Annotated in this window: 21 protein-coding genes; 10 read left to right on the top strand and 11 right to left on the bottom strand. The window is 39.4% G+C overall.

The features are described 5' to 3' along the window. Positions 1 to 9: 9 nt before the first annotated feature. Positions 10 to 705 (top strand): class I SAM-dependent methyltransferase, encoded by a 696-nt coding sequence (locus tag M1D52_RS15635; RefSeq protein ID WP_013666329.1) that lies wholly within the window; start codon positions 10 to 12, stop codon positions 703 to 705. Here the strand turns inward: M1D52_RS15635 and mutS are convergent. Both mutS and M1D52_RS15645 read right to left on the bottom strand, forming a co-directional pair. Then, positions 702 to 3,311 carry a DNA mismatch repair protein MutS gene (mutS, locus tag M1D52_RS15640; protein WP_041388326.1) on the bottom strand — a complete coding sequence of 870 codons (2,610 nt, stop codon included), beginning with the start codon at positions 3,309 to 3,311 and terminating at the stop codon, positions 702 to 704. The genes M1D52_RS15635 and mutS overlap by 4 nt on opposite strands. 86 nt (positions 3,312 to 3,397) lie before the next feature. Beyond that, positions 3,398 to 3,739, bottom strand: coding sequence for a tetratricopeptide repeat protein (locus M1D52_RS15645; RefSeq protein ID WP_013666327.1), 342 nt, complete (start codon positions 3,737 to 3,739; stop codon positions 3,398 to 3,400). A 161-nt stretch (positions 3,740 to 3,900) separates the two neighbouring features. Here M1D52_RS15645 and M1D52_RS15650 point away from each other — a divergent pair, with 161 nt between their 5' ends. The 4 genes from M1D52_RS15650 (at position 3,901) to M1D52_RS15665 (ending at position 7,755) form a co-directional block, all read left to right on the top strand. After that, positions 3,901 to 4,638, top strand: a complete 738-nt coding sequence (locus M1D52_RS15650) for an electron transfer flavoprotein subunit beta/FixA family protein (RefSeq protein WP_437392938.1) — start codon at positions 3,901 to 3,903, stop codon at positions 4,636 to 4,638. Positions 4,639 to 4,702: 64 nt separating this feature from the next. Beyond that, positions 4,703 to 5,677: an electron transfer flavoprotein subunit alpha/FixB family protein gene (locus M1D52_RS15655; RefSeq protein ID WP_013666325.1), complete on the top strand. Its 975-nt coding sequence runs from the start codon at positions 4,703 to 4,705 to the stop codon at positions 5,675 to 5,677. 163 nt (positions 5,678 to 5,840) lie between these two features. Further along, complete coding sequence (locus M1D52_RS15660) at positions 5,841 to 6,446, top strand: bifunctional nuclease family protein (protein ID WP_041387430.1); 606 nt, start codon at positions 5,841 to 5,843, stop codon at positions 6,444 to 6,446. 43 nt (positions 6,447 to 6,489) lie between these two features. After that, positions 6,490 to 7,755, top strand: a complete 1,266-nt coding sequence (locus M1D52_RS15665) for a nucleoside permease (RefSeq protein ID WP_130857379.1) — start codon at positions 6,490 to 6,492, stop codon at positions 7,753 to 7,755. Positions 7,756 to 7,758: 3 nt separating this feature from the next. Here M1D52_RS15665 and rlmB read toward each other — a convergent pair whose 3' ends face one another. Then, positions 7,759 to 8,526, bottom strand: coding sequence for a 23S rRNA (guanosine(2251)-2'-O)-methyltransferase RlmB (rlmB, locus tag M1D52_RS15670; RefSeq protein ID WP_041387428.1), 768 nt, complete (start codon positions 8,524 to 8,526; stop codon positions 7,759 to 7,761). Between the two features lie 359 nt (positions 8,527 to 8,885). On the opposite strand from rlmB, the gene dnaB reads away from it, so the two are divergent. Next, positions 8,886 to 10,478 carry a replicative DNA helicase gene (gene dnaB / locus M1D52_RS15675; RefSeq protein WP_013666321.1) on the top strand — a complete coding sequence of 531 codons (1,593 nt, stop codon included), beginning with the start codon at positions 8,886 to 8,888 and terminating at the stop codon, positions 10,476 to 10,478. Positions 10,479 to 10,567: 89 nt separating this feature from the next. Here the strand turns inward: dnaB and M1D52_RS15680 are convergent, their stop codons facing one another. Genes M1D52_RS15680 through mtaB form a run of 4 tightly spaced genes read right to left on the bottom strand, consistent with a single transcriptional unit; the run spans position 10,568 to position 13,651 of the window. Beyond that, positions 10,568 to 11,560: an exonuclease domain-containing protein gene (locus M1D52_RS15680; protein WP_437392939.1), complete on the bottom strand. Its 993-nt coding sequence runs from the start codon at positions 11,558 to 11,560 to the stop codon at positions 10,568 to 10,570. 21 nt (positions 11,561 to 11,581) lie between these two features. After that, entirely contained in the window at positions 11,582 to 11,719 is a 138-nt protein-coding gene (locus tag M1D52_RS15685; protein WP_437392940.1) for a hypothetical protein, read from the bottom strand. After that, positions 11,720 to 12,322 (bottom strand): C40 family peptidase, encoded by a 603-nt coding sequence (locus tag M1D52_RS15690; protein WP_013666319.1) that lies wholly within the window; start codon positions 12,320 to 12,322, stop codon positions 11,720 to 11,722. A gap of 9 nt (positions 12,323 to 12,331) precedes the next feature. Further along, positions 12,332 to 13,651, bottom strand: coding sequence for a tRNA (N(6)-L-threonylcarbamoyladenosine(37)-C(2))-methylthiotransferase MtaB (gene mtaB / locus M1D52_RS15695; protein ID WP_013666318.1), 1,320 nt, complete (start codon positions 13,649 to 13,651; stop codon positions 12,332 to 12,334). A 411-nt stretch (positions 13,652 to 14,062) separates the two neighbouring features. On the opposite strand from mtaB, the gene mqnC reads away from it, so the two are divergent. The 4 genes from mqnC (at position 14,063) to M1D52_RS15715 (ending at position 17,266) form a co-directional block, all read left to right on the top strand. Further along, a complete protein-coding gene (mqnC, locus tag M1D52_RS15700) occupies positions 14,063 to 15,187 on the top strand; it encodes a cyclic dehypoxanthinyl futalosine synthase (protein WP_437363465.1) in 1,125 nt (374 codons plus the stop codon). Between the two features lie 18 nt (positions 15,188 to 15,205). Further along, positions 15,206 to 15,766, top strand: coding sequence for an SMC-Scp complex subunit ScpB (scpB, locus tag M1D52_RS15705; RefSeq protein ID WP_013666316.1), 561 nt, complete (start codon positions 15,206 to 15,208; stop codon positions 15,764 to 15,766). Between the two features lie 115 nt (positions 15,767 to 15,881). Then, positions 15,882 to 16,076, top strand: a complete 195-nt coding sequence (locus tag M1D52_RS15710; RefSeq protein WP_013666315.1) for a hypothetical protein — start codon at positions 15,882 to 15,884, stop codon at positions 16,074 to 16,076. A gap of 80 nt (positions 16,077 to 16,156) precedes the next feature. Continuing rightward, entirely contained in the window at positions 16,157 to 17,266 is a 1,110-nt protein-coding gene (locus M1D52_RS15715; RefSeq protein WP_013666314.1) for a hypothetical protein, read from the top strand. Positions 17,267 to 17,282: 16 nt separating this feature from the next. Here M1D52_RS15715 and M1D52_RS15720 read toward each other — a convergent pair whose 3' ends face one another. The 4 genes from M1D52_RS15720 to tpiA all read right to left on the bottom strand — a co-directional run bounded on the left by M1D52_RS15720 (position 17,283) and on the right by tpiA (position 20,893). Continuing rightward, entirely contained in the window at positions 17,283 to 17,621 is a 339-nt protein-coding gene (locus tag M1D52_RS15720) for a helix-turn-helix domain-containing protein (RefSeq protein ID WP_013666313.1), read from the bottom strand. A gap of 230 nt (positions 17,622 to 17,851) precedes the next feature. Then, positions 17,852 to 19,213, bottom strand: coding sequence for a UDP-N-acetylmuramate--L-alanine ligase (locus M1D52_RS15725; RefSeq protein WP_013666312.1), 1,362 nt, complete (start codon positions 19,211 to 19,213; stop codon positions 17,852 to 17,854). Position 19,214: 1 nt separating this feature from the next. Beyond that, positions 19,215 to 20,066, bottom strand: a complete 852-nt coding sequence (prmA, locus tag M1D52_RS15730; protein WP_437392941.1) for a 50S ribosomal protein L11 methyltransferase — start codon at positions 20,064 to 20,066, stop codon at positions 19,215 to 19,217. A 62-nt stretch (positions 20,067 to 20,128) separates the two neighbouring features. Then, complete coding sequence (gene tpiA / locus M1D52_RS15735; protein WP_013666310.1) at positions 20,129 to 20,893, bottom strand: triose-phosphate isomerase; 765 nt, start codon at positions 20,891 to 20,893, stop codon at positions 20,129 to 20,131. Positions 20,894 to 20,898 lie beyond the last annotated feature (5 nt).

The following is a 20,898-nucleotide window of genomic DNA, read 5'->3' on the forward strand; positions in this document are numbered from 1 at the left end:
TTTATTATAATGAATCAAGATGTTTACGGAGCTGCCCTGTTCGACTTTTATAAAACAGGAAAAACCGCACCATTGATATTACATAATAATTACGGTGAAGATGAGGAAATGCCGGTAGATCTATTCTTTAGAGAAGAAGAGGAGTTTCCTGAGCTGGAATTCATCGCACTTTCATTGTGCGATGGTGTTGTATTAGATGTAGGAGCCGGAGCCGGCAGCCATTGTCTCTACTTACAAAATAGAGGTTTTGAGGTCACCGCCTTGGAGATTTCGAAGACTGCATGCGAAATCATGAAGGATCGGGGAGTAAAACAAGTGGTGAACGCTAATATTTTCCATTATAGAAAGAAAAAATTCGATACGATACTTTTTCTCATGAATGGCATCGGTCTGGTGGAAACCATACATGGCTTAAAACAACTTCTTATTCATTGTAAACAGATTTTAAAGAAAGGCGGCCAATTATTATTCGACTCATCTGACATTGCTTACTTGTACGAGGGCCATATCCCAGCCGCTGGGGCTTATTATGGAGAGGTGAAATTTCAATATGAATATAAAGGCCAAAGAGGCGCTTCATTTGGATGGTTGTATATCGACCAAGATACGCTCATCAAAATTGCCCGGCAAGATGGCTGGGTGGTTCAAATACTATACGAAGATGAAAACGACCAATATCTTGTCCGATTGTCGCTCCGCGATTAATTTTTCAATAGACGCTGAATTTCATCGAGTTTCATTAAGGCCTCAACAGGAGTTAATGCATTGACATCTAAGTTATTTAACATATCACGGATTTTGACTAAAATCGGGTCGTCAATTGAAAACATTTGCAGCTGGTAAGCCTGCTTCTGTATCTTCTTCATGCTATCCTTAATATGTTCGCCACCTGTTCGTTCCTGTTCAAGCCTTTTTAGTATTTCGTTAGCCCTCACAACAAGCTTGGCAGGCATGCCCGCCATCTTAGCAACATGGATTCCGAAACTATGTTCGCTACCACCGGGAACGAGTTTACGAAGAAAAATAATTTTATTATTTACTTCTTTTACCGAAACGTTGAAGTTCTTTATCCGATTAAAAGTATTTGTCAGTTCATTCAGCTCATGATAGTGCGTCGCAAACAAAGTTTTTGCCTTGGCAGAAGGGTGGTTATGCAAGTATTCGGCAATGGCCCAAGCGATTGATATCCCATCATAAGTACTTGTTCCACGACCAATCTCATCTAGTAAAATAAGGCTTCTATCGGATAAATTATTAAGAATGCTGGCCGTTTCATTCATTTCGACCATAAATGTAGATTCACCTGATGACAGATTATCAGAGGCTCCAACCCGAGTAAAAATTTTATCTACCAAACCAATTTCGGCATGTTTTGCCGGAACGAAACATCCCATCTGTGCCATTAGTACAATTAAGCCTGTTTGTCGTAATAGAGCAGATTTACCCGCCATGTTGGGTCCTGTTATGATAATGATTTGTTGACTGTCACTATCTAAAAACACGTCATTGGTAATATATTCTTCACCAATCGGCAAATTTTTTTCGATCACCGGATGACGCCCGCCCTTGATATCAATGAGTTTACCATCGTTGATGATAGGCTTCACATAATGGTTCTTATGAGCAATTGTTGCAAAGTTCAACAGTACGTCCAGTTGAGAAATTAAATTGGCATTCAGTTGAACGGGCTTTATATAGTCAAGCAGCGAAGCGAGAAGTTCGTTATATAAACGATTTTCTATGACTTGTATCTTATCTTCCGCTCCAAGAATCTGTTCTTCATATTCTTTTAACTCATTGGTAATATAACGTTCTGCATTCACCAGGGTTTGCTTTCTTACCCAATCAGCGGGTACCTTGTCTTTATGGGCATTGGTCACCTCAAGATAGTACCCAAACACATTATTAAAAGAAATCTTTAAAGACGGGATACCGGTAATTTCCGACTCGCGCTTCTGAATTTCAAGTAAATAATCTTTTCCTCCGAATGCAACCTTACGTAAGCGATCAAGCTCTGCATCCACTCCATCAGCAATTACATTCCCTTTAATCAATAACACAGGAGGCTCCGATTTCAACTCCTTTTCTATCCGATCGCAAATTATTTTACAGGGGTTTAATTGCTCTGCAATCACATTTAAGGCCTGAGCGTCCGCAGTAGCCGTCAGCTCTTTAAGTCGTCCGATAGCTTGCAAAGCTCTTTTTAACTGAACCAGTTCCCTCGGATTTGCTTTTTGCAGTCCGATTTTACTTATCAATCGCTCCAAATCACCGATCTGTTTAATCTCTTGCGTCAGTTGTTCCCGTAGATCGGCTCGTTTTAAAAGGTACTCCACAACCTCTAATCGCTCCGTAATTGGTCGTTTGTCTTTTAAAGGCATAACCATCCAACGTTTCAACAACCGGGCACCCATTGGAGATGAAGTACTGTCCAATACGTCGGCTAATGTAATGGCATTTTCATTAGCTGAACCGATCAATTCTAAATTACGGACGGTAAATCGATCCAACCACATGTAACGATCTTCCTCAATCCGTGCAATGTTAGAGATATGCTGTAAATTCCGATGTTCCGCTTCGTTCAAATAGTGCAAAGCAACCCCCGCAGCTACAATAGCAAGATGCATACGGTCAATTCCAAATCCCTTTAGGGAATTAACTTCGAAGTGCTTCAGAAGCGTTTCTTTCGCATAATCGCCGCTATAGGGCCATTCATCTAATGTATAAGTGTAAAATCGATCGCTGAACTGATCTACAAAATCGCTATAAGAACGTTTCGGCAGGATAATTTCACTTGGCTTAAACCCTTGCAACAATTTATCAATATAGTCACCACTTCCTTGCGCAACTAAAAACTCACCTGTTGAAATGTCTAAAAAGGAAACACCTATTGCATTCTTATCAAGATACAAGGAAGCTAAATAATTATTAGCCTTTTGTTGAATGATATTATCATTGTAAGATACACCCGGAGTTACCAATTCTGTCACTCCCCTTTTTACAATCGTTTTTACAGATTTAGGATCTTCCAGTTGATCGCAGATTGCAACTCGCTGTCCCGCCCTCACCAGTTTCGGCAGATAAGTTTCTAATGAGTGATGAGGAAATCCGGCCAATTCGGTTTCAGAAGCACTGCCATTACCACGCTTAGTTAAAACGATGCCCAATATTTCCGCTGCTTTAACGGCATCGGAACCAAAGGTTTCATAAAAGTCACCGACTCTAAATAATAACAAAGCACCGGGATATTTTGCTTTGATACTATTGTATTGCTGCATTAATGGAGTTTCTTTCTTTGCTGTCTTTGCCAAAATCAACTTTCTTTAGGGGCGTAAAAATAAAATAAAATTGGGAATTAGCGGCCGCACTTCGCCGCTATATTTGTTTTGTTACTTATTTACCAGTCCTCTTCGTCCGGCTCTATTCCTAAGATGTTATTATAAACCGCTTGAAGTTCGGAGAAAGCATGCATATCATTCGCTTGCTTCGCTACGTCCATACCTCTTTGATAGGTGACTATCGCATCATTTTCCCTTCCCAATGACTCATATAGTTTACCAAAATGGTAATAAGTACCGACATAATCCGGCCGCTTATCTACAAGTTCCTGAAAATAACGTAAGGCTTTAGTCGAATTCTCCCTTTTAACGTACTCTGTAGCAATTGCATATAAAATAAAAGGTTCATCAGGACTTGCCTCTAGAAATTTAAAAAGTTGCTCCAAACGGTCATTGCTCATAGATTCAGCGGTTAAAATTTAATTATTATGTGATTTTTCCTATCTTTAGAACTTTAGAAGCCAAAGATAAAAAAGTACGGTTCTTTTCACAAAGACAGAAGATAACTTCCTCTATCATTGGTTCAAGCGGGGAATCAATTTATTATTTAAATGCAGCAATTATGAAAATACTCGTGTGTATCAGTCATGTTCCGGACACTACGTCAAAAATCACATTTTCTGAAGATAAAACTTCTTTCAACAATACAGGTATTCAATTTATCATCAATCCTTATGACGAAATAGCGCTCGCCAGAGCGATCGAATTAGCAGAAGGAGGCAAAGGGACTGTTACGGTAATAAACATAGGCGAGGTAAGCACTGAGCCAACCATTAGAAAAGCACTAGCCACAGGAGCAGACGATGCTGTGCGAGTTAATGCCGCACCACGCGATGCCTGGTTTGTAGCCAAACAGATTGCAAACTATGCAAATGGAAAGCAATTTGATTTGATTTTGACAGGTCGTGAATCTATTGACTACAACGGAGTACAGGTAGCTGGTTTTTTAGGAGAGTTTCTTAACATTCCGTCCATTTCTATCGCAAAAAAAATTGATATTCATGAGAAAACGGCATTGGTAGAACGTGAGATCGAGGGCGGTAAGGAAATTATTTCCAGTCCCCTACCCATGGTTGTCGGGACTGCAGAAGGCGTGGCAGAACCGCGCATACCGAATATGCGAGGCATTATGTCTGCTCGCACAAAACCGTTGGAGGTTATTGAAGCCATTGAAGTGGAAACACTAACCAAAATAGTGCAATATGAAAGTCCTGCTCCAAGGGGAGCAGTTACGCTAATAGATGCGGCCGAACCTGAAAAATTAATTGAACTATTACATACAAAAGCACGCGTAATCTAGTACGGCCTTAAAAAGGCCCATACTTTGAGGTAAAACCATATACAATAATTTAAATCGAAAAAAGATGTCGGTATTAGTATTTGTAGAGAATATAGAAGGTGTCTTTAAGAAATCCGCACATGAAGTGGTTTCTTATGCTAAAGCCATCGCGAACACCATTAATCAGCCCTTAGTTGCACTTTCTATTGGCGATGTAAAGGATGAAAACCTTAAAGGGCTAAGCAAATACGGCGCAAATAGAATATTAACTGCTAATTCAGATAAACTTAAATCTTTCGTAAACCAAGCTTATGCATCCATTATAGAAGCAGCCGCGAGGCAAGAAAATTCATCCATTGTTGTGCTATCCAATTCGTTCAGTGGCAAGGGATTAGCCCCACGACTGGCAGCAAAACTCGTTGCTGGTTTAGCAAATGGTGTGGTGGAGTTACCAACGATTGAAGGCAGTATATTACGTGTTAAAAAAACTGCATTTTCAGGCAAGGCATTCGCGGTCACCGAATTGAATTCAGCTGTTAAAGTTATTGCCTTAAATGCAAACGCCTTTGAATTAAGGGAGAGCCCTGTGGACGCAGAAATTGTTGCATTTGAAAACCAGCCTTCTCCCGATGATTTTACCACTGTTGTAAAAGAAATTATTCGTGCCACCGACAAGGTTTCTTTACCCGAAGCAGAAATTGTGGTATCAGGAGGTAGAGGATTAAAAGGGCCGGAAAATTGGGGTATCATAGAAGAATTGGCCGAAGCGCTCGGGGCTGCAACTGCTTGTTCGAAACCCGTATCGGATGCAGGCTGGCGTCCTCATGCCGAACATGTCGGCCAAACCGGCATTGCGGTAAGTCCCAATCTGTATATCGCGATCGGAATTTCAGGCGCTATTCAGCATCTAGCAGGGATAAGTTCTTCAAAAACAATAGTAGTTATCAACAAAGATCCGGAAGCTCCTTTCTTTAAAGTGGCAGATTACGGTATCGTAGGAGATGCCTTTGAGATCGTTCCAAAAATTACAGCAGCAGTCAGATCATATAAAAATGGCTGAAATTTTCGATATTAGCTACTTCTTTTGATAAGGAGGTATCGTACTCTTTTGGACATGAGGAGACTGAATTTTATTATAAAGAAAAAAATTTATATTCATAAAGCGCTATTATAAAAAAAATAGCGCCGCTATGAAATGCTTTTTGCATATTTGCCTGCGAGAAATGAATAAGATCAAGTTAGAAATAGTAGGATTATCTTACAGCCAGACACAATCCGGGGCTTATGCTTTAGTATTAGGTGAAGTTAATGGCCGCAGAAGACTTCCTATAATTATCGGAGGGTTTGAGGCGCAAGCGATTGCCATTGAAATCGAGAAACTTACACCCAGCAGGCCTCTTACGCATGATTTGTTCAAAACTTTTGCTTCTACATTCGGAATTTCCATTCATGAAGTCATTATTTACAATCTAGTTGACGGAATTTTTTATGCAAAGTTAGTTTGCAATAATGGAAAAAAAGATATCGAAATAGATGCCAGGACCTCCGACGCTATCGCTCTGGCCATACGATTTGATTGCCCAATCTATACTTATGAGTTTATTCTTGCATCCGCAGGAATCGTTATTGAGGGAAATGATTTTGTGTTTTTAGAAAACCTGGAAACCCCTAGAGAGGAACAATCTACTGTGGCAGAAAGCTCGAAAACTGCCTATGCATCCTACACCGACGATGAACTAAAAGCAGCACTTCAACAAGCACTTCAAGAAGAAGCTTATGAAAAAGCGGCTAAAATACGTGATGAAATATCTCGAAGAAAGTCGTCATAATTCGAAAAGAAATGCAACAACATAAGCTGAGCTTTACATAAATATGTCTATAAAACTTAGATTGACGCTCATGAGCTTTCTACAGTTCTTTGTATGGGGAGCTTGGATGATTACAGTTGGCGTATACTGGTTTCAGCATAAACAATGGTCCGGCAGTGAATTTGGGGCTATTTTTTCTACACTAGGAATCTCTTCTTTATTTATGCCCGCGTTAACCGGCATCATCGCCGACAAATGGATTAATGTAGAGTTTCTTTACGGCATTTTGCACATTCTATTCGGGTGCACGTTTCTGTACCTACCTCATGTACAAGATCCTCAAACATTCTTTTGGGTGATTTTGATGGCCATGTTATTTTATATGCCAACAATAGCCCTATCTAATTCAATTGCATACATTCTGTTAAAAAAACATAAGTACAATGTAATTAAGGACTTTCCTCCTATTCGTGTATGGGGTACCATTGGTTTTATTGCAGCTATGTGGATGACGGATCTTACCGGCAACAAGGCCTTAGGGGGGCAGTTCTATATTTCCGCCATCGCTGCAATTACGTTGGGAATTTATTCTTTCACCCTCCCCCCTTGCCCTCCATTAAAATCGAAATCTGAAAATGCGTCTCTTAGTGGGCGCTTGGGATTAAATGCCTTTAAGCTGTTTCGTAATCCAAAAATGGCGCTGTTTTTCACCTTTTCCATGTTTCTAGGCGGAGCACTACAGCTGACGAACATGTATGGAGATGCTTATCTATCCGATTTTGGTAAAAATCCAATCTATACTGATTCTTTTGTAGTAAGACATTCTACTATCATATTATCCATTTCTCAAATTTCCGAAACAATCTTCATTCTAGCCATTCCCTTCTTTCTACGACGTTTTGGTATCAAGCAGGTTATGCTGATCAGTATGTTGGCTTGGGTACTGCGTTTTGGTTTATTGGCCTATGCTGATCCGATAAGCGGCCTTTGGATGATCATTCTGTCCTGCATAGTGTATGGAATGGCTTTTGATTTTTTCAATATATCGGGATCTCTTTTCGTCGAAACAAGTACGGGAGCTAATATCCGTTCATCTGCTCAAGGTTTGTTCATGATGATGACGAACGGTTTTGGCGCTATCCTCGGAAGTTCAATCAGTGGCTACGTGATTGAACATTATTTTACCGAAATGGGTGGACAGATGATGTGGCAAGAGATCTGGATTTGTTTCGCTGCTTACGCGCTTGTGATCGCGTTCTTATTTTCATTCCTCTTTAAGCACAAACATGACCCCTCGGCCCTGGAAGAGATGAAAGAAATGACAGGTTAATCCTTATTGGTTAACCCGTTGCCGAATTGCTTCGTAAATAATTACACCCGCACTTACAGACACATTTAAGGATGCAATGTCGCCAAACATGGGAATCTTGGCTAAATAGTCGGCATTCCGTATGATACTGTCAGATATACCCGTATCTTCTGCTCCCATTACAATTGCTGTTGGTGACTTAAAATCGGGTTTATAAATAGTGTCTCCCGTTTTTTCAGTACATGCTACAACTTGTAAACCACTCTCTTGAAGGAATTTTATTACTTGTGTTAAGCTTTCGTGACGGCAAACGGCGATTTTATATAGAGCTCCTGCGGATGTTTTAATAGCGTCCGGATTAATCTCAGCCGATCCCTTATTCGGAACTACCAGCGCATCCACCCCGGCACAAGCAGCAGTACGTGCTATCGCGCCAAAGTTACGGACATCGGTAATACCATCCAATATTAATATCAATGGCACCTTCCCTTCTTCGTATATAGTTGGAATAACGTCTTCTATTTTTTGATAGGTAATCGGCGAGATAACGGCGATGACCCCCTGGTGATTTTTCCGGGTTATACGATCGAGCTTCTCTATCGGAACTTGCTGATAACCGATATTTCTATTACGTAAAACATCTTTCAACTCTTTAAATAACTCGCCGGTCAATCCTCGCTGTATAAATAAAGATTCGATTTCCTTTCCACTATCAATAGCTTCAATTACCGCTCTAATACCAAAAACCATTTGATTGCTTTCCCTTTTTATGGGTTTTGAAAATTGACGCATGCTTATGTAAATTAGGCGTGCAAGTTACCAAATATATTCTCAATATCCTTTTTTCATTTTTATGATATATTTAATTCATTTTAGCCGCAATTTTCATACCGTAGATTCATGAGAAATCTCTTGTTTCTTTCTTTCCTAAAATTGTTAAGCACATCTAAACTAACATATAAAAAGTTATTCACATTAGTTTTAAGCAATTGATTTTAAAATACTTTACGCAATGATTAACATTTTATTCACATCATTTGTGAATATCTAACAGGCTAACGAGAACAGATTCAATGCTTAACATTTTTCGTTATTCACTATTGTGAGAAACTCAAGCTCAGAAGGGATTATAAATTAAGTACATTTGTGGTATGAACTCCGAAAACGAAAATTATTCATCAAGAAATACCGCTAAGAAAGGAACTTTTGCCGAACGCAAAAATCGACTAGGGAATATGGTTAGTGGCCTTGGTAAGCTACCTCCTCAGGCAGTGGATTTAGAGGAAGCTGTTTTAGGAGCACTTATGGTTGAAAAAGATGCGCTATCAACAGTTATTGATATTCTGAAAGTAGACACTTTCTATAAAGATGCGCACCAGAAAATCTTCGAAGCCATCGTCAACTTATTTCAAAAATCTTCACCAATTGACTTATTGACGGTTACCGCTGAACTCCGAAAAATGGGTGCACTGGAAATGGTCGGGGGAGCTTACTATATAACACAGCTGACGGACAGAGTTGTCTCTGCCGCTAACATTGAATATCATGCTCGTATTATATCTCAGAAGTATATACAACGAGAATTGATTAAAATTTCAACCGAAATTATAAACAATGCTTATGAAGATACTGCGGACATTTTTGATTTGCTCGACACCGCAGAAAAAAGTTTGTTTGATATAGCTCAAAACAATTTAAGGCGAGATACCCGCAAGATGGACGATATCATGCGGGAAGCGGTTAATAATTTAGAACAGTTACGCGACAGAACGGATTCGCTTACTGGAGTTCCCTCAGGCTTTACAGCATTAGATCGTATTACTTCGGGTTGGCAGCCATCCGATTTGATTATTATAGCTGCCCGTCCAGCTATGGGTAAAACGGCATTTGTTCTAACCTGTGCACGCAATGCGGCTGTGCTGCATGATAAACCTGTCGCCGTTTTTTCATTGGAGATGTCCTCTGTACAGTTGGTCAATCGCCTTATTTCCGGTGAAACCGAAATAGAACAGGAAAAACTCAAAAAAGGAACCTTAGCGGATCATGAATGGACTCAGCTCCACTCACGGATCGGAAAATTAACAGAGGCCCCTTTACTGATTGATGACACGCCGGCACTGAATGTATTTGAATTTCGAGCCAAATGCAGGCGTTTAAAAGCACAATACGATATACAGATGGTGATTGTGGATTATTTGCAATTAATGCATGGAAAAGCTGAGGGGAAAGGCGGTGGAAATCGTGAGCAAGAAATCGGTAGTATATCACGTGCGCTAAAATCGGTGGCGAAAGAGCTTAATATTCCGGTACTGGCCCTTTCCCAATTGAGTCGTGCAGTTGAAAGTCGTCCGGGAGCCTCAAAAAGGCCTATGCTATCTGATTTACGGGAGTCTGGGTCTATCGAACAGGACGCCGATATGGTACTGTTTTTATACCGACCGGAGTATTATGGCATGACGGAAGATGAAGAGGGCCGACCAACTGCCGGTGTAGGGGAAGTCATTATTGCTAAAAACAGACATGGTGAAACGACCATTGTACCGCTGAAGTTTGTCGGTAAATATGTTAAATTCCAAGATCTAGAGGAAGATTTCGGTGGCGGGTCATTTGCAGACTCAGGAACTATGACTGATGATAATCCTTTTTCTGCCGGTATGATGCCATCATCAGAATTTGGGAATATGGGCGGAATCATTACACGTCCCTCCAGAATGAACGACATGGACGACGAAGCTCCCTTCTAGTTTGTCAAATAAGTAGTAGTTTAGTTGTTAAGTAGTCGGTTGCTATTTCCAACTTAACTACTTCCTTACCTAACTATTTTTCAGTTTAACTATTTCCTAAACTTATCTTGTAAGCTCTTCAGCATATCTTCTGTGATAGGGCCGCTTTTCTTTTCTTTAGCCTTATCTAAATGTTGATTACCGCTATAGGGTTTATTTCCCCCATAGGGCTTTGTTTTCGGCTGTATCGCTACATCTGAGGCATTCGAAGGTTTAACGTTAGCGCCTCTATTATGTTGTATATTGCGGAAATCGGTCCATATTTTTTCTATACAGCGCTTGGTATATAACGGAAAGTCACCTTGCATCATCCAGGAATAATAGCTTGGCTCTATCTTGAACACTTCCACTACGCTTTTGCCTTTATGCTTACCAAAACTGAAAACCTCAACGCCATTCTCATCGTAAATGATACGGCCCGCAAAATCAACCGGTCTATTTAAATTGGTAAATCGGTGAAGCGCGTCTACATCGTTCTTTACAGGTATCGATTTATTGCCGCTTTTGTCTTCCCATTCAACGCCGTCATAACGCTGCACTTGGGCTAACAACACTTCATAGGTAGCACGAACATCAGCTTCAGCACTATGGGCATTTTCCAAAGTTCTATCACAATAAAACTTATAAGCTGCTTTCAATGTACGCTGCTCCATTTGATGAAAGATATTCTGAACATCGACGAATTTTCTGTTTTCAATGTCAAAATTAATTCCCGCTCTTAGAAACTCTTCCATCAAAACAGGGATATCAAACTTATTGGAGTTATAACCGGCCAAATCCGTATCCTCCAAGAAATCAGCAATTTCTTGTGCAACTTGCTTGAAGGTTGGAGCGTCTTTGATGTCCTCGTCGTATATTCCGTGTAAAAGTGAAGAGCTTAATGGAATGGGCATCTCCGGATTTATACGCATGGTTTTTACCTGTTCACTTCCGTCTGGCATCGCTTTAAGGATTGAAATTTCTACAATTCTATCCGAAGCAACGTTTACGCCTGTTGTTTCTAAATCAAAAAATGCCAATGGGCGTTTTAGGTTTAAGATCATTTCTTCTTTTTTTATGAATTCCTAATTTACTTTATTGGTTGGTAGAAGGGTATTATGCCTGGTATATATAACCATGATCGCATATAGCAGTAATTCGTTTTTTGCAAACTGCTTATATTGCGTCCAAAAACCAAAATTATCTTCGTCTTTCTCTTTCATTTATTTGACCGCTCCTGCTCTTTTGAAAGACTTGTAATACCAACCGTCCTTTAAATTGCTTATAATAACTCCCTTTGAGGTTGAAGCATGAACGAATCTGCCATTATGCAAATAGACTCCTACATGATTGATGCTCGAACCTCCAAAACTAAAGAAAACCAAGTCTCCTTCTTTCAGCTGCCTTTCATATTTTCTTTTAACGGCATTTGCTTGATCCTCCGAACTTCGCGGAAGATTTTTACCATAAATCTCACTTATCAGCATCGCCGCAAATCCCGAACAATCTATACCGTTTTTTGTTGTTCCTCCATAAGCGTAAGGAGTACCAATCCAATCGTTTATAAAGCGATAAAGCTTTTCATTTTTCAGTTCACTGGTTTCAACCCCCAATAAACCGGCATAGTCAGTAAGCAGGTTCCCTGAGCTAACGTAAAATCCGGAAGTTCCTGAAACATCTGTTAAAATATCTCCCTTCTTTCGATGATAGTTTTCACGTTTTAGAACGGACGATGTAGCTCGCCGTCTGCTCAAACAGCTTGTCAACATTCCCATCAGTATAATCGCTAGCAAAATAAAGGTGATATTTTGAATCGGAAGCCGCATGTATTGTTGTTAATGTTCAACAAAAGATTCTACTTCTTCCACATCTACTTCTCCTTCATTGCTTATATTCAGCAGCCGAACGGTTTTTATTTCGTTTACGAGTAAAGGGTCGTATTTAGCCCGTACTTTAACATAATTCTTCGAAAAGCCGTGCATATATCCTTCTTTTACGTCACTTTCGAAAAGCACTTCCATCTCATTGCCTAACTGACTAACATAAAATGCCCGTCTTTTCTTTTCAGAAAGGATATGTAACATTTTGCTTCTGTCCGATCTGGCACTCCCCGGCACTGCCCCTTCCATTTGTGAAGCTATCGTATTTTCCCTTTCTGAGTAGGTAAAGACATGTAGATAGGAAATGTCTAGATCATTAAGAAATTCATAGGTTTGTAAAAAATCTTCCCGTGTTTCGCCGGGAAATCCAACAATGACGTCTACTCCTATACAACAATCCGGCATTAAGCTTTTAATTCTTTTTACCCTTTCAGCATAGAGTTCCCGTTTATATCGTCTACGCATCAGCCCTAAGATCTTATTAGATCCTGATTGTAAGGGCATATGAAAATGGGGCACGAATCGCTTGGACGAGGCTACAAAATCGATGATTTCATTACTCAGTAAGTTGGGTTCAATGGACGAAATCCGAAAACGGTCAATCCCATCGACCGCATCCAACGCTTTCACCAAATCCAAAAAACGATCTTCCCGCTGGCCTTGCCTCATACCGAAGTCACCGATATTAACTCCTGTCAATACAATTTCCTTTACACCCGATGCAGCAATATCTTTGGCTTGTTTAACCAACGATTCAATGGTTCCACTTCTACTGGCTCCGCGTGCAAGTGGTATGGTACAAAATGTGCAAGAATAATCGCAACCGTCTTGTACTTTAAGAAAAGTTCTTGTTCTATCACCAAACGAAAAAGCCGGAACAAACACATTGGTTTCCTCAATAGGTGCATTATGTATAATTGCCTTTTTCTGTTTGGTTAAGTCGTTAATATGCTCAATGATATTGAACTTTTCTGCTGCGCCAAGCACCATATCAACTCCGGGAATTTCGGCTATTTCCCGGGGCTTTAATTGCGCATAGCAACCCACAATAGTAATATAAGCCTGAGGAGAATATTTCAAAGCCTCTTTTACCACTTTTCTGCACTTTTTATCAGCATTATCCGTCACCGAACAGGTATTGATAACATAAACATCCGCTCTTTCGTTAAAAGGCACAGTTTGATAACCTGCATCCTGAAAAATCCGTCCGATAGAAGAAGTTTCAGAGAAGTTAAGTTTGCAGCCAAGGGTATAAAATGCTACTCTCTTATCCATTTAATTAGTTTTTGCGTTCAAAATGCAAGATGAATGCTCCGTCAAATGCGCCATGAAAGTAAGGTCCATATCAATTCAATCTTACATTAAACAACTTTGTTGTGCACCTTAAACAAGGTTTTAAATTGTCAGCGGCAAAAATACGTTTTTCTTTAGGCTTATTATAGGAACTGTCTCAGTTTTTATATAAATGCAACTAGTTTCGATACAGTTATGACAAATATGAACAGCTATTTACAAGTAGTGCTATCGTTCTTCAAGACAACCGTACAGGCCGTCATATAGCTTGCAAACAACGCACCGTAAACCTCGTGACTTGATTGGATATCCTCGCAAAAATAGCTAAGTTTGCAAGGTCTACAATGCAGCTCTACAGGAAGTAACGTTGCAATGTATAATCAGGCATTTTCAATGGATACTACACAAATACTTCGAAGGGCGCTTAATTTTGAATTCTTATCGAAAGAAGAAGGTATATATTTGCATCAGTACGCCTCAACTGCTGAACTAAGTTATGTAGCCAACGAGCTCCGAAAAATACAAGTACCTCACGGAAAGGTTACGTGGCAAATTGACAGAAACGTAAATACAACCAATGTTTGTATTGCTAACTGCAAATTTTGTAATTTTTTCAGGCGACCCGGGCACGAAGAAAGCTATATTACGGATATAGATACCTACAAGCGAAAAATCGAGGAAACGATACGATACGGTGGAGATCAGCTGCTGTTACAGGGCGGGCACCATCCCGATCTTGGCTTGAATTTCTACACCAATTTGTTTAAGCAGCTAAAAGAACTATACCCGACCATAAAACTGCACTCGCTCGGGCCTCCGGAAATCGCTCATATTGCCAAATTAGAGAATATGAGTCATATCGAAGTTCTCCGCGCCTTAAAAGAAGCCGGTTTAGACTCGCTCCCGGGAGCCGGAGCAGAAATATTAAATGATCGTGTTAGACGTCTGATTTCAAAAGGCAAATGTGGCGGAAAAGAGTGGTTAGATGTAATGCGGGCGGCCCATCAAATTAATCTCCCAACTTCAGCCACTATGATGTTTGGACATATTGAGACCGTCGAGGAGCGTTTTGAACACCTTGTATGGATCAGAGAAGTCCAAAGCGAAAAACCGGAAGGAGCCTATGGCTTTATTGCCTTCATTCCATGGCCTTTCCAGGACGACGGCACGCTATTAAAGAAAGTAAGGGGAATCACCAATAATGTAAGTGGTGAAGAATACATCCGTATGATTGCACTGAGCAGGATTATGCTTCCCAACATAAAAAACATTCAAGCCTCCTGGCTGACCGTTGGCAAACGCGTGGCGCAGCTCTGTTTACATGCCGGAGCTAATGATTTTGGATCTATTATGATCGAAGAGAATGTCGTTTCAGCTGCCGGCGCTCCGCATCGATTCACGTCGCGCTCGATACAAGATGCGATCAAAGAAGCTGGGTTCGAACCGCAATTGCGTACACAAAAGTATGACTTCAGGGAAATCCCATCAGGTATTCAAGAACAAATCATCGACTATTAATTAATAGGTTAACGTTTCATGGAGAACATCGTACAGCATATTGAGGCATTAATTTTTGCTTCTGAACAGAGCGTGGAATTTTTTGACATTAAGCAAATTATTCGAGATGCCTTAGACTTGGAGCTATCAAACGAGGACGTAGAAAATGCAATTAAGCTTATTGAATCAAAATACGCTGACAGCGCATTTGCCATTCAACTGTATCATATTAATAACGGCTATCAATTTTTAACGAAGAAAGAGTACAATAAAATTGTTAATCAACTTCAGATCCATCGATCTAAAAAGAAATTGAGTCAAGCTGCGCTTGAAACGCTGGCTATAATAGCTTATCGGCAGCCTATAACCAAGCTTGAAATAGAACAAATAAGGGGAGTGAGCTGCGACTATTCCATACAGAAACTATTGGAAAAAGACCTGATACAGATCAGTGGAAAATCTGAAGCTATTGGGAAGCCGCTCTTATATTCGACAAGCAAACTATTTATGGACTATTTTGGGATCAATTCAACGGCGGATTTACCGAAATTGAAAGACATCTTAACTGAAGAACAAAGTATAGGAGAATCAACGGAATAGCTTCCATTTTTTTGTATTATTTTTTCAATAAATTACTTGACTGTTTTAAAATCTTTGTAATTTTATCAGCACAAAACCAAACAATATAAAACAAGCGTAACTAGTAGAATTGGAAATGAAAACGCCAAAAAAGACAGACAAAAAAATTGGATCAAATAATCCAGCAAAAAAAGCGGGTAAATCAGGTATCAAACCTAATGATTCAAAACCAACAAGACGTTTTGACGATGAAGATGAAGATGACTTCGATTTTAATGATTTGGATAACTTTGACAATTTCGACAATTTTGACGATGATGACGACTATTAGTCTTGTAATCACCGTATTATAAAATATAAAGCACTTAGTATTTATGCTGAGTGCTTTTTTATTAATGTTTTGGGGAAAGAATGATAATCCAAGTAAACGACAAAAGGCAGGAAAAGCAGTTTCTAGATGTTCCTAAAAAAATATATAAAGATGATAGCAACTGGATTTGTCCATTAGATAACGACATACGCCAAATTTTCGATCCTCAAAAGAACAATTTTCATAAGCACGGAGAATGTGCGCGATGGTTATTGCTTAAAGATAATCAACCCATTGGAAGAATTGCGGCTTTCATCAACCATGAGAAGGCCTATAAATCAGAATGTCCCATAGGCGGTATCGGCTTTTTCGAATGTATTGATAACCAAGATGCAGCTGGTAAATTATTTGATACTGCAAAGAAGTGGCTAGCAGACAGAGGGATGAGGGGCATGGATGGTCCGATTAATTTTGGCGAGAATGATAACTTTTGGGGCTTATTAGTAGAAGGATTTACCCAGCCTTCCTATGGTATGAATTATCATAAGCCCTATTATCTAAACCTTTTTCTCAGTTATGGCTTCAAAACCATATATGAACAGATTACAAACTATTTAGAAGTTAATAAGCCATTTCCTGAACGTTTTACTCGGATTGCTAATTGGGTGATGGAAAAACCGGGTTATACCTTTAAGCATTTCGAGAAAAACAACCTACAAGTTTTCGCAAAAGACTTCATGGAAATTTACAATGATGCTTGGGAAAACTTCGAAAATTTTCAGCCTATTAAAATGGAAACGATCCTCGAATCGTTCAAGAAAATGAAACTGATTCTAGACGAACGTTTAATTTGGTTTGCCTACATCAATAATGAACCTGTCTCATTTATTTTGATATTACCGGATGCCAACCAATTGATTAAAGACTTCAAAGGTAAAATGAATTGGCTAAACGGCATTCGATTTTTATTGAACAGACGTAAAGTAAACAGGATGAGGGCAATTGTGATGGGAACGAAAAAAAATTATCAAAAGCATGGACTTGAATCCGCTCTTTTCATAAAGCTGAAGGAATATGTCCTTCCACTCAAGAAGTATAAAGAACTGGAACTTTCATGGGTTGGCGATTTCAACAAGGAAATGCTGGCTATCCATAAAGCTACCGGAGCCCAATTTGGAAAGAAACACGCTACATTACGATATGTGTTTTAACATAAGCACGTTTCCATCACTTAGCATAAAGCTTTCTTAATTCCTCGTAAAGTTCGATTACCTTCTTTTGTAATTCGATTACTTCGTTATTTCTTTCCTGCAACTTCTTATTGGCTGCTTCTAAGTCAGAGTTATATTTCTTTTGCTCATCAGCATCATTGAAATTCAAAAGCTGCACCACTGTCATGTCAAAAAGTTTGGCAATTTGTTGAAGCCTTGAAAGATTAATATCGGTTATACCGGTTTCAATTTTAGAAAAAGCAGGAATAGATATGTCTAATCTTTTAGCAACATCCTCTTGGCTCCACCCATTTTGATGTCTTAATAACCTTATTTTTTTTCCTAAAGATTTCATTCGTAAAAAATTTGTTTTTTAATGGCCTCATGACTGTCCCGGTAGGTAGAGTTCCGCACATGATCAAAATGAGTTATTATCACCATCTTTTAATTTTCATTAATCATGTAGACATTTCATTCGACTATTATTTTCACGTGTGTTAGCTTGACCCATAGACAAAGAGTATACAAGAAGAAGTAGGTATTAACCAATTGTAGCACTTACTATATCAAATATATATATAATTTTTAAAAATTAAAAAACTTATCTGATAAGTTAACTAGATTTATACCGCCAAAATTCCCTGAACTCATGAATAGCACATTTTTACCTTGAGGATCCAATTGGCTGATATACGCTTCTAGACTCTGTGCATCGTTAAAATATATTATATCGTCTCTATTAAAGGCTTTCTTTATAGTTAACGCTTCGATTGGCTTAATATTTTTTTGTCTGAAAGAATTTTGATCAATAAATACAACGGCTTCATCAGCCTGTTTCATTGTATCAAAATATTCTTGTAAAAACTCCTCATTTAAGCTACTAAACGTATGTAGCTCGATAATCGCTACTAACTTACTATTCGGATATTGCTCTTTTACTGCATCTATGGACGCTCTAACTTTTGAAGGCGAATGTGCAAAGTCTTTGTAAACAACGCTTCCGGCATAATCCGCAACATACTCCAGTCTCCTTGCTGCACCCTTAAAACTACCAATCGCCTGATAAAAATCTTCTCTACTGATTCCTAACCACTCACAAACAGTAAAAGCGCCTGCCAAATTAGAAAGATTATGCTTTCCAAATATTTGTAAAGCGATCTCCCCTTTGGAAGTTTTAAGATAACTTACTCCCTTATTAATGGTAAACTCAGGCAGCTTATACCCATGTTTATTGATATTAGAATTGTTATTAGAAACCAGATTCTGCACTTCCTTATCATCTTTATTATATACGAGCGTACCCTTTTCTTCTATGCTTTCGATAAAGAGCTTAAATTGTTCGACATATTCCTGATAAGTTGGGAATACATTAATGTGGTCCCAAGCTATACCACTTATCAGAGCTATATTTGCGTGATAAAGTAAGAACTTAGGTCTTCTATCAATAGCTGATGCCAAGTATTCGTCTCCCTCAATAATGATTAACGGCGCATCCTTTGTGATCTTAACCATCGTTTCGAAGCCCTCCAGTTTAGCCCCAACGACATAATCAAACGATCTTCCTAACTCCTTGAGAACGTGCATAATCATCGAGGTGATCGTAGTTTTTCCGTGGCTACCTCCTACAACGACCCGTGTCTTGTCTTTAGCCTGTTCGTAAATGTATGCAGGGTAGGAATAAATTTGTAAACCTAATTCCTGAGCCCTGACAAGCTCCGGGTTATCTGCTTTAGCGTGCATACCCAACACTACAGCATTAATGTCTTCCGTAATCCTTTCAGGATGCCAGCCTAATTGTTCAGGCATTAACCCATTCTTTGTCAGATTAGTTCTTGAGGGCTCGTATATGAAGTCGTCGGAACCACTCACCAGATAGCCTTTATTTGCTAATGCTATGGCCAAATTATGCATAACACTTCCGCCAATAGCTATAAAATGGACACGCATGTTATTTTCTTTTATGGTTTTGTTCAAATTTTGCGGCAACCCAATGATCTTTCACTTTTTTCTCCAAAAATTTCAGATTCAGTTCAATAGCAGCTTCTTCCAGTTGTCGTAGATCGTCTCCTTCGTAAAAACCACTAAGAAGAAGCTGACCATGGGGTTTTAAAACCGCAGAATAGGTCGGCAACTGATCGAGCAATATATTTCTATTGATATTGGCAAGAATCAAATCATATGGTTCTTGCGGAATTACTTCCTTTGATCCACAGTATATCTTTATAGCGGGGACCTGGTTTAGCTCAATATTTTCTTTTACACTTTCATAGCAAACGGGATCGTAATCAATTGCCACCACCTCCTCTGCACCTATTTTGGCAGCCAAAATCGCGAGTATACCGGTACCACATCCCATATCAAGTACACGCTTTCCTGCTACATGGCTATCCAATAAATACTCCATCATGAGTGATGTCGTTTGGTGATGCCCTGTACCAAAAGCCATCTTCGGATCTATAATAATCTCATATTCAAAATCGGGTTTAGGTGCGTGAAAGGTAGCACGAACATAACAGCGCTTATCAACCGTGATTGGCTCAAAGTTGCTTTCCCAAACTGCATTCCAATTTTTCGGACTAATCTCCTGAACGCTATAAGATACTTGAAAGTTTTCCGGCAAGGTAAGTAGTAAATGCTCAATAGCAGCCAGGTCCAATGAAGCACTAGCGATATACGCTTTAAATCCTGAGGGCGTATCCTCAAATGTATCAAATCCAAGAGCGGCTAGGTCATTAATAAACAGGTCCTGTTGCCACTCTTCACCTCCTACACAAACAAAAGTAAGTTCACTATAGTCCATATTATCGAACAAAAAAAGGTCTCCACATTTGATCAATCGGAAACCTCTTTGAAATGATAGAATTAGTTAAAAACCTTTACTATATCAGTAAAGTCTCTTGATTTTAATGAGGCACCGCCAATTAAGCCACCATCGATGTCAGGTTGTGAAAATAAATCCGGAGCATTTTTGGGATTACAGCTTCCCCCGTATAGCACACTGGTTTCATCCGCTACAGCTGCACCATATTTTGCTTCAATCTGCTTTCTAATGAAAGCGTGTACTTCCTGTGCTTGCTCCGGGCTTGCAGTCAATCCGGTACCGATTGCCCAAACCGGCTCATAAGCTAGGATTATTTTAGAAAAGTCGCTTGCCGACAGATGGAAAACACCCTTCTCTAATTGCGTTTTGATAACATCAAAAAAATCACCGGATTCGCGCTCTTCTCTTGTTTCGCCTATACAAAAAATCGGGATCAGGCCATGTGTAAGTGCTATATTTACTTTCTGTGCCAGTAACTCGTCAGATTCGCCGAAATAAGCCCTTCTTTCAGAATGCCCTAATATTACATACTCCGCGCCCGTCGAGCGTACTTGCTTTGCTGATATTTCCCCTGTGTATGCACCTGCATCTTCCTGATGTATATTCTGAGCACCCACAGACACATTTTCACTCTCTTTTGCTAAAGAAGCAATACTATGTAAATGGATAAAAGGACTGCAAACAATTATTTGCTGATTACCAATAACCTCATCTTTTACCATGTTAGCCACTTCTGAAAACAGGCTTATTCCTTCTTGGTAATCCATGTTCATCTTCCAATTACCGGCAACAATTTTTTTTCGCATGATTG

This window comes from Olivibacter sp. SA151, assembly GCF_054130995.1.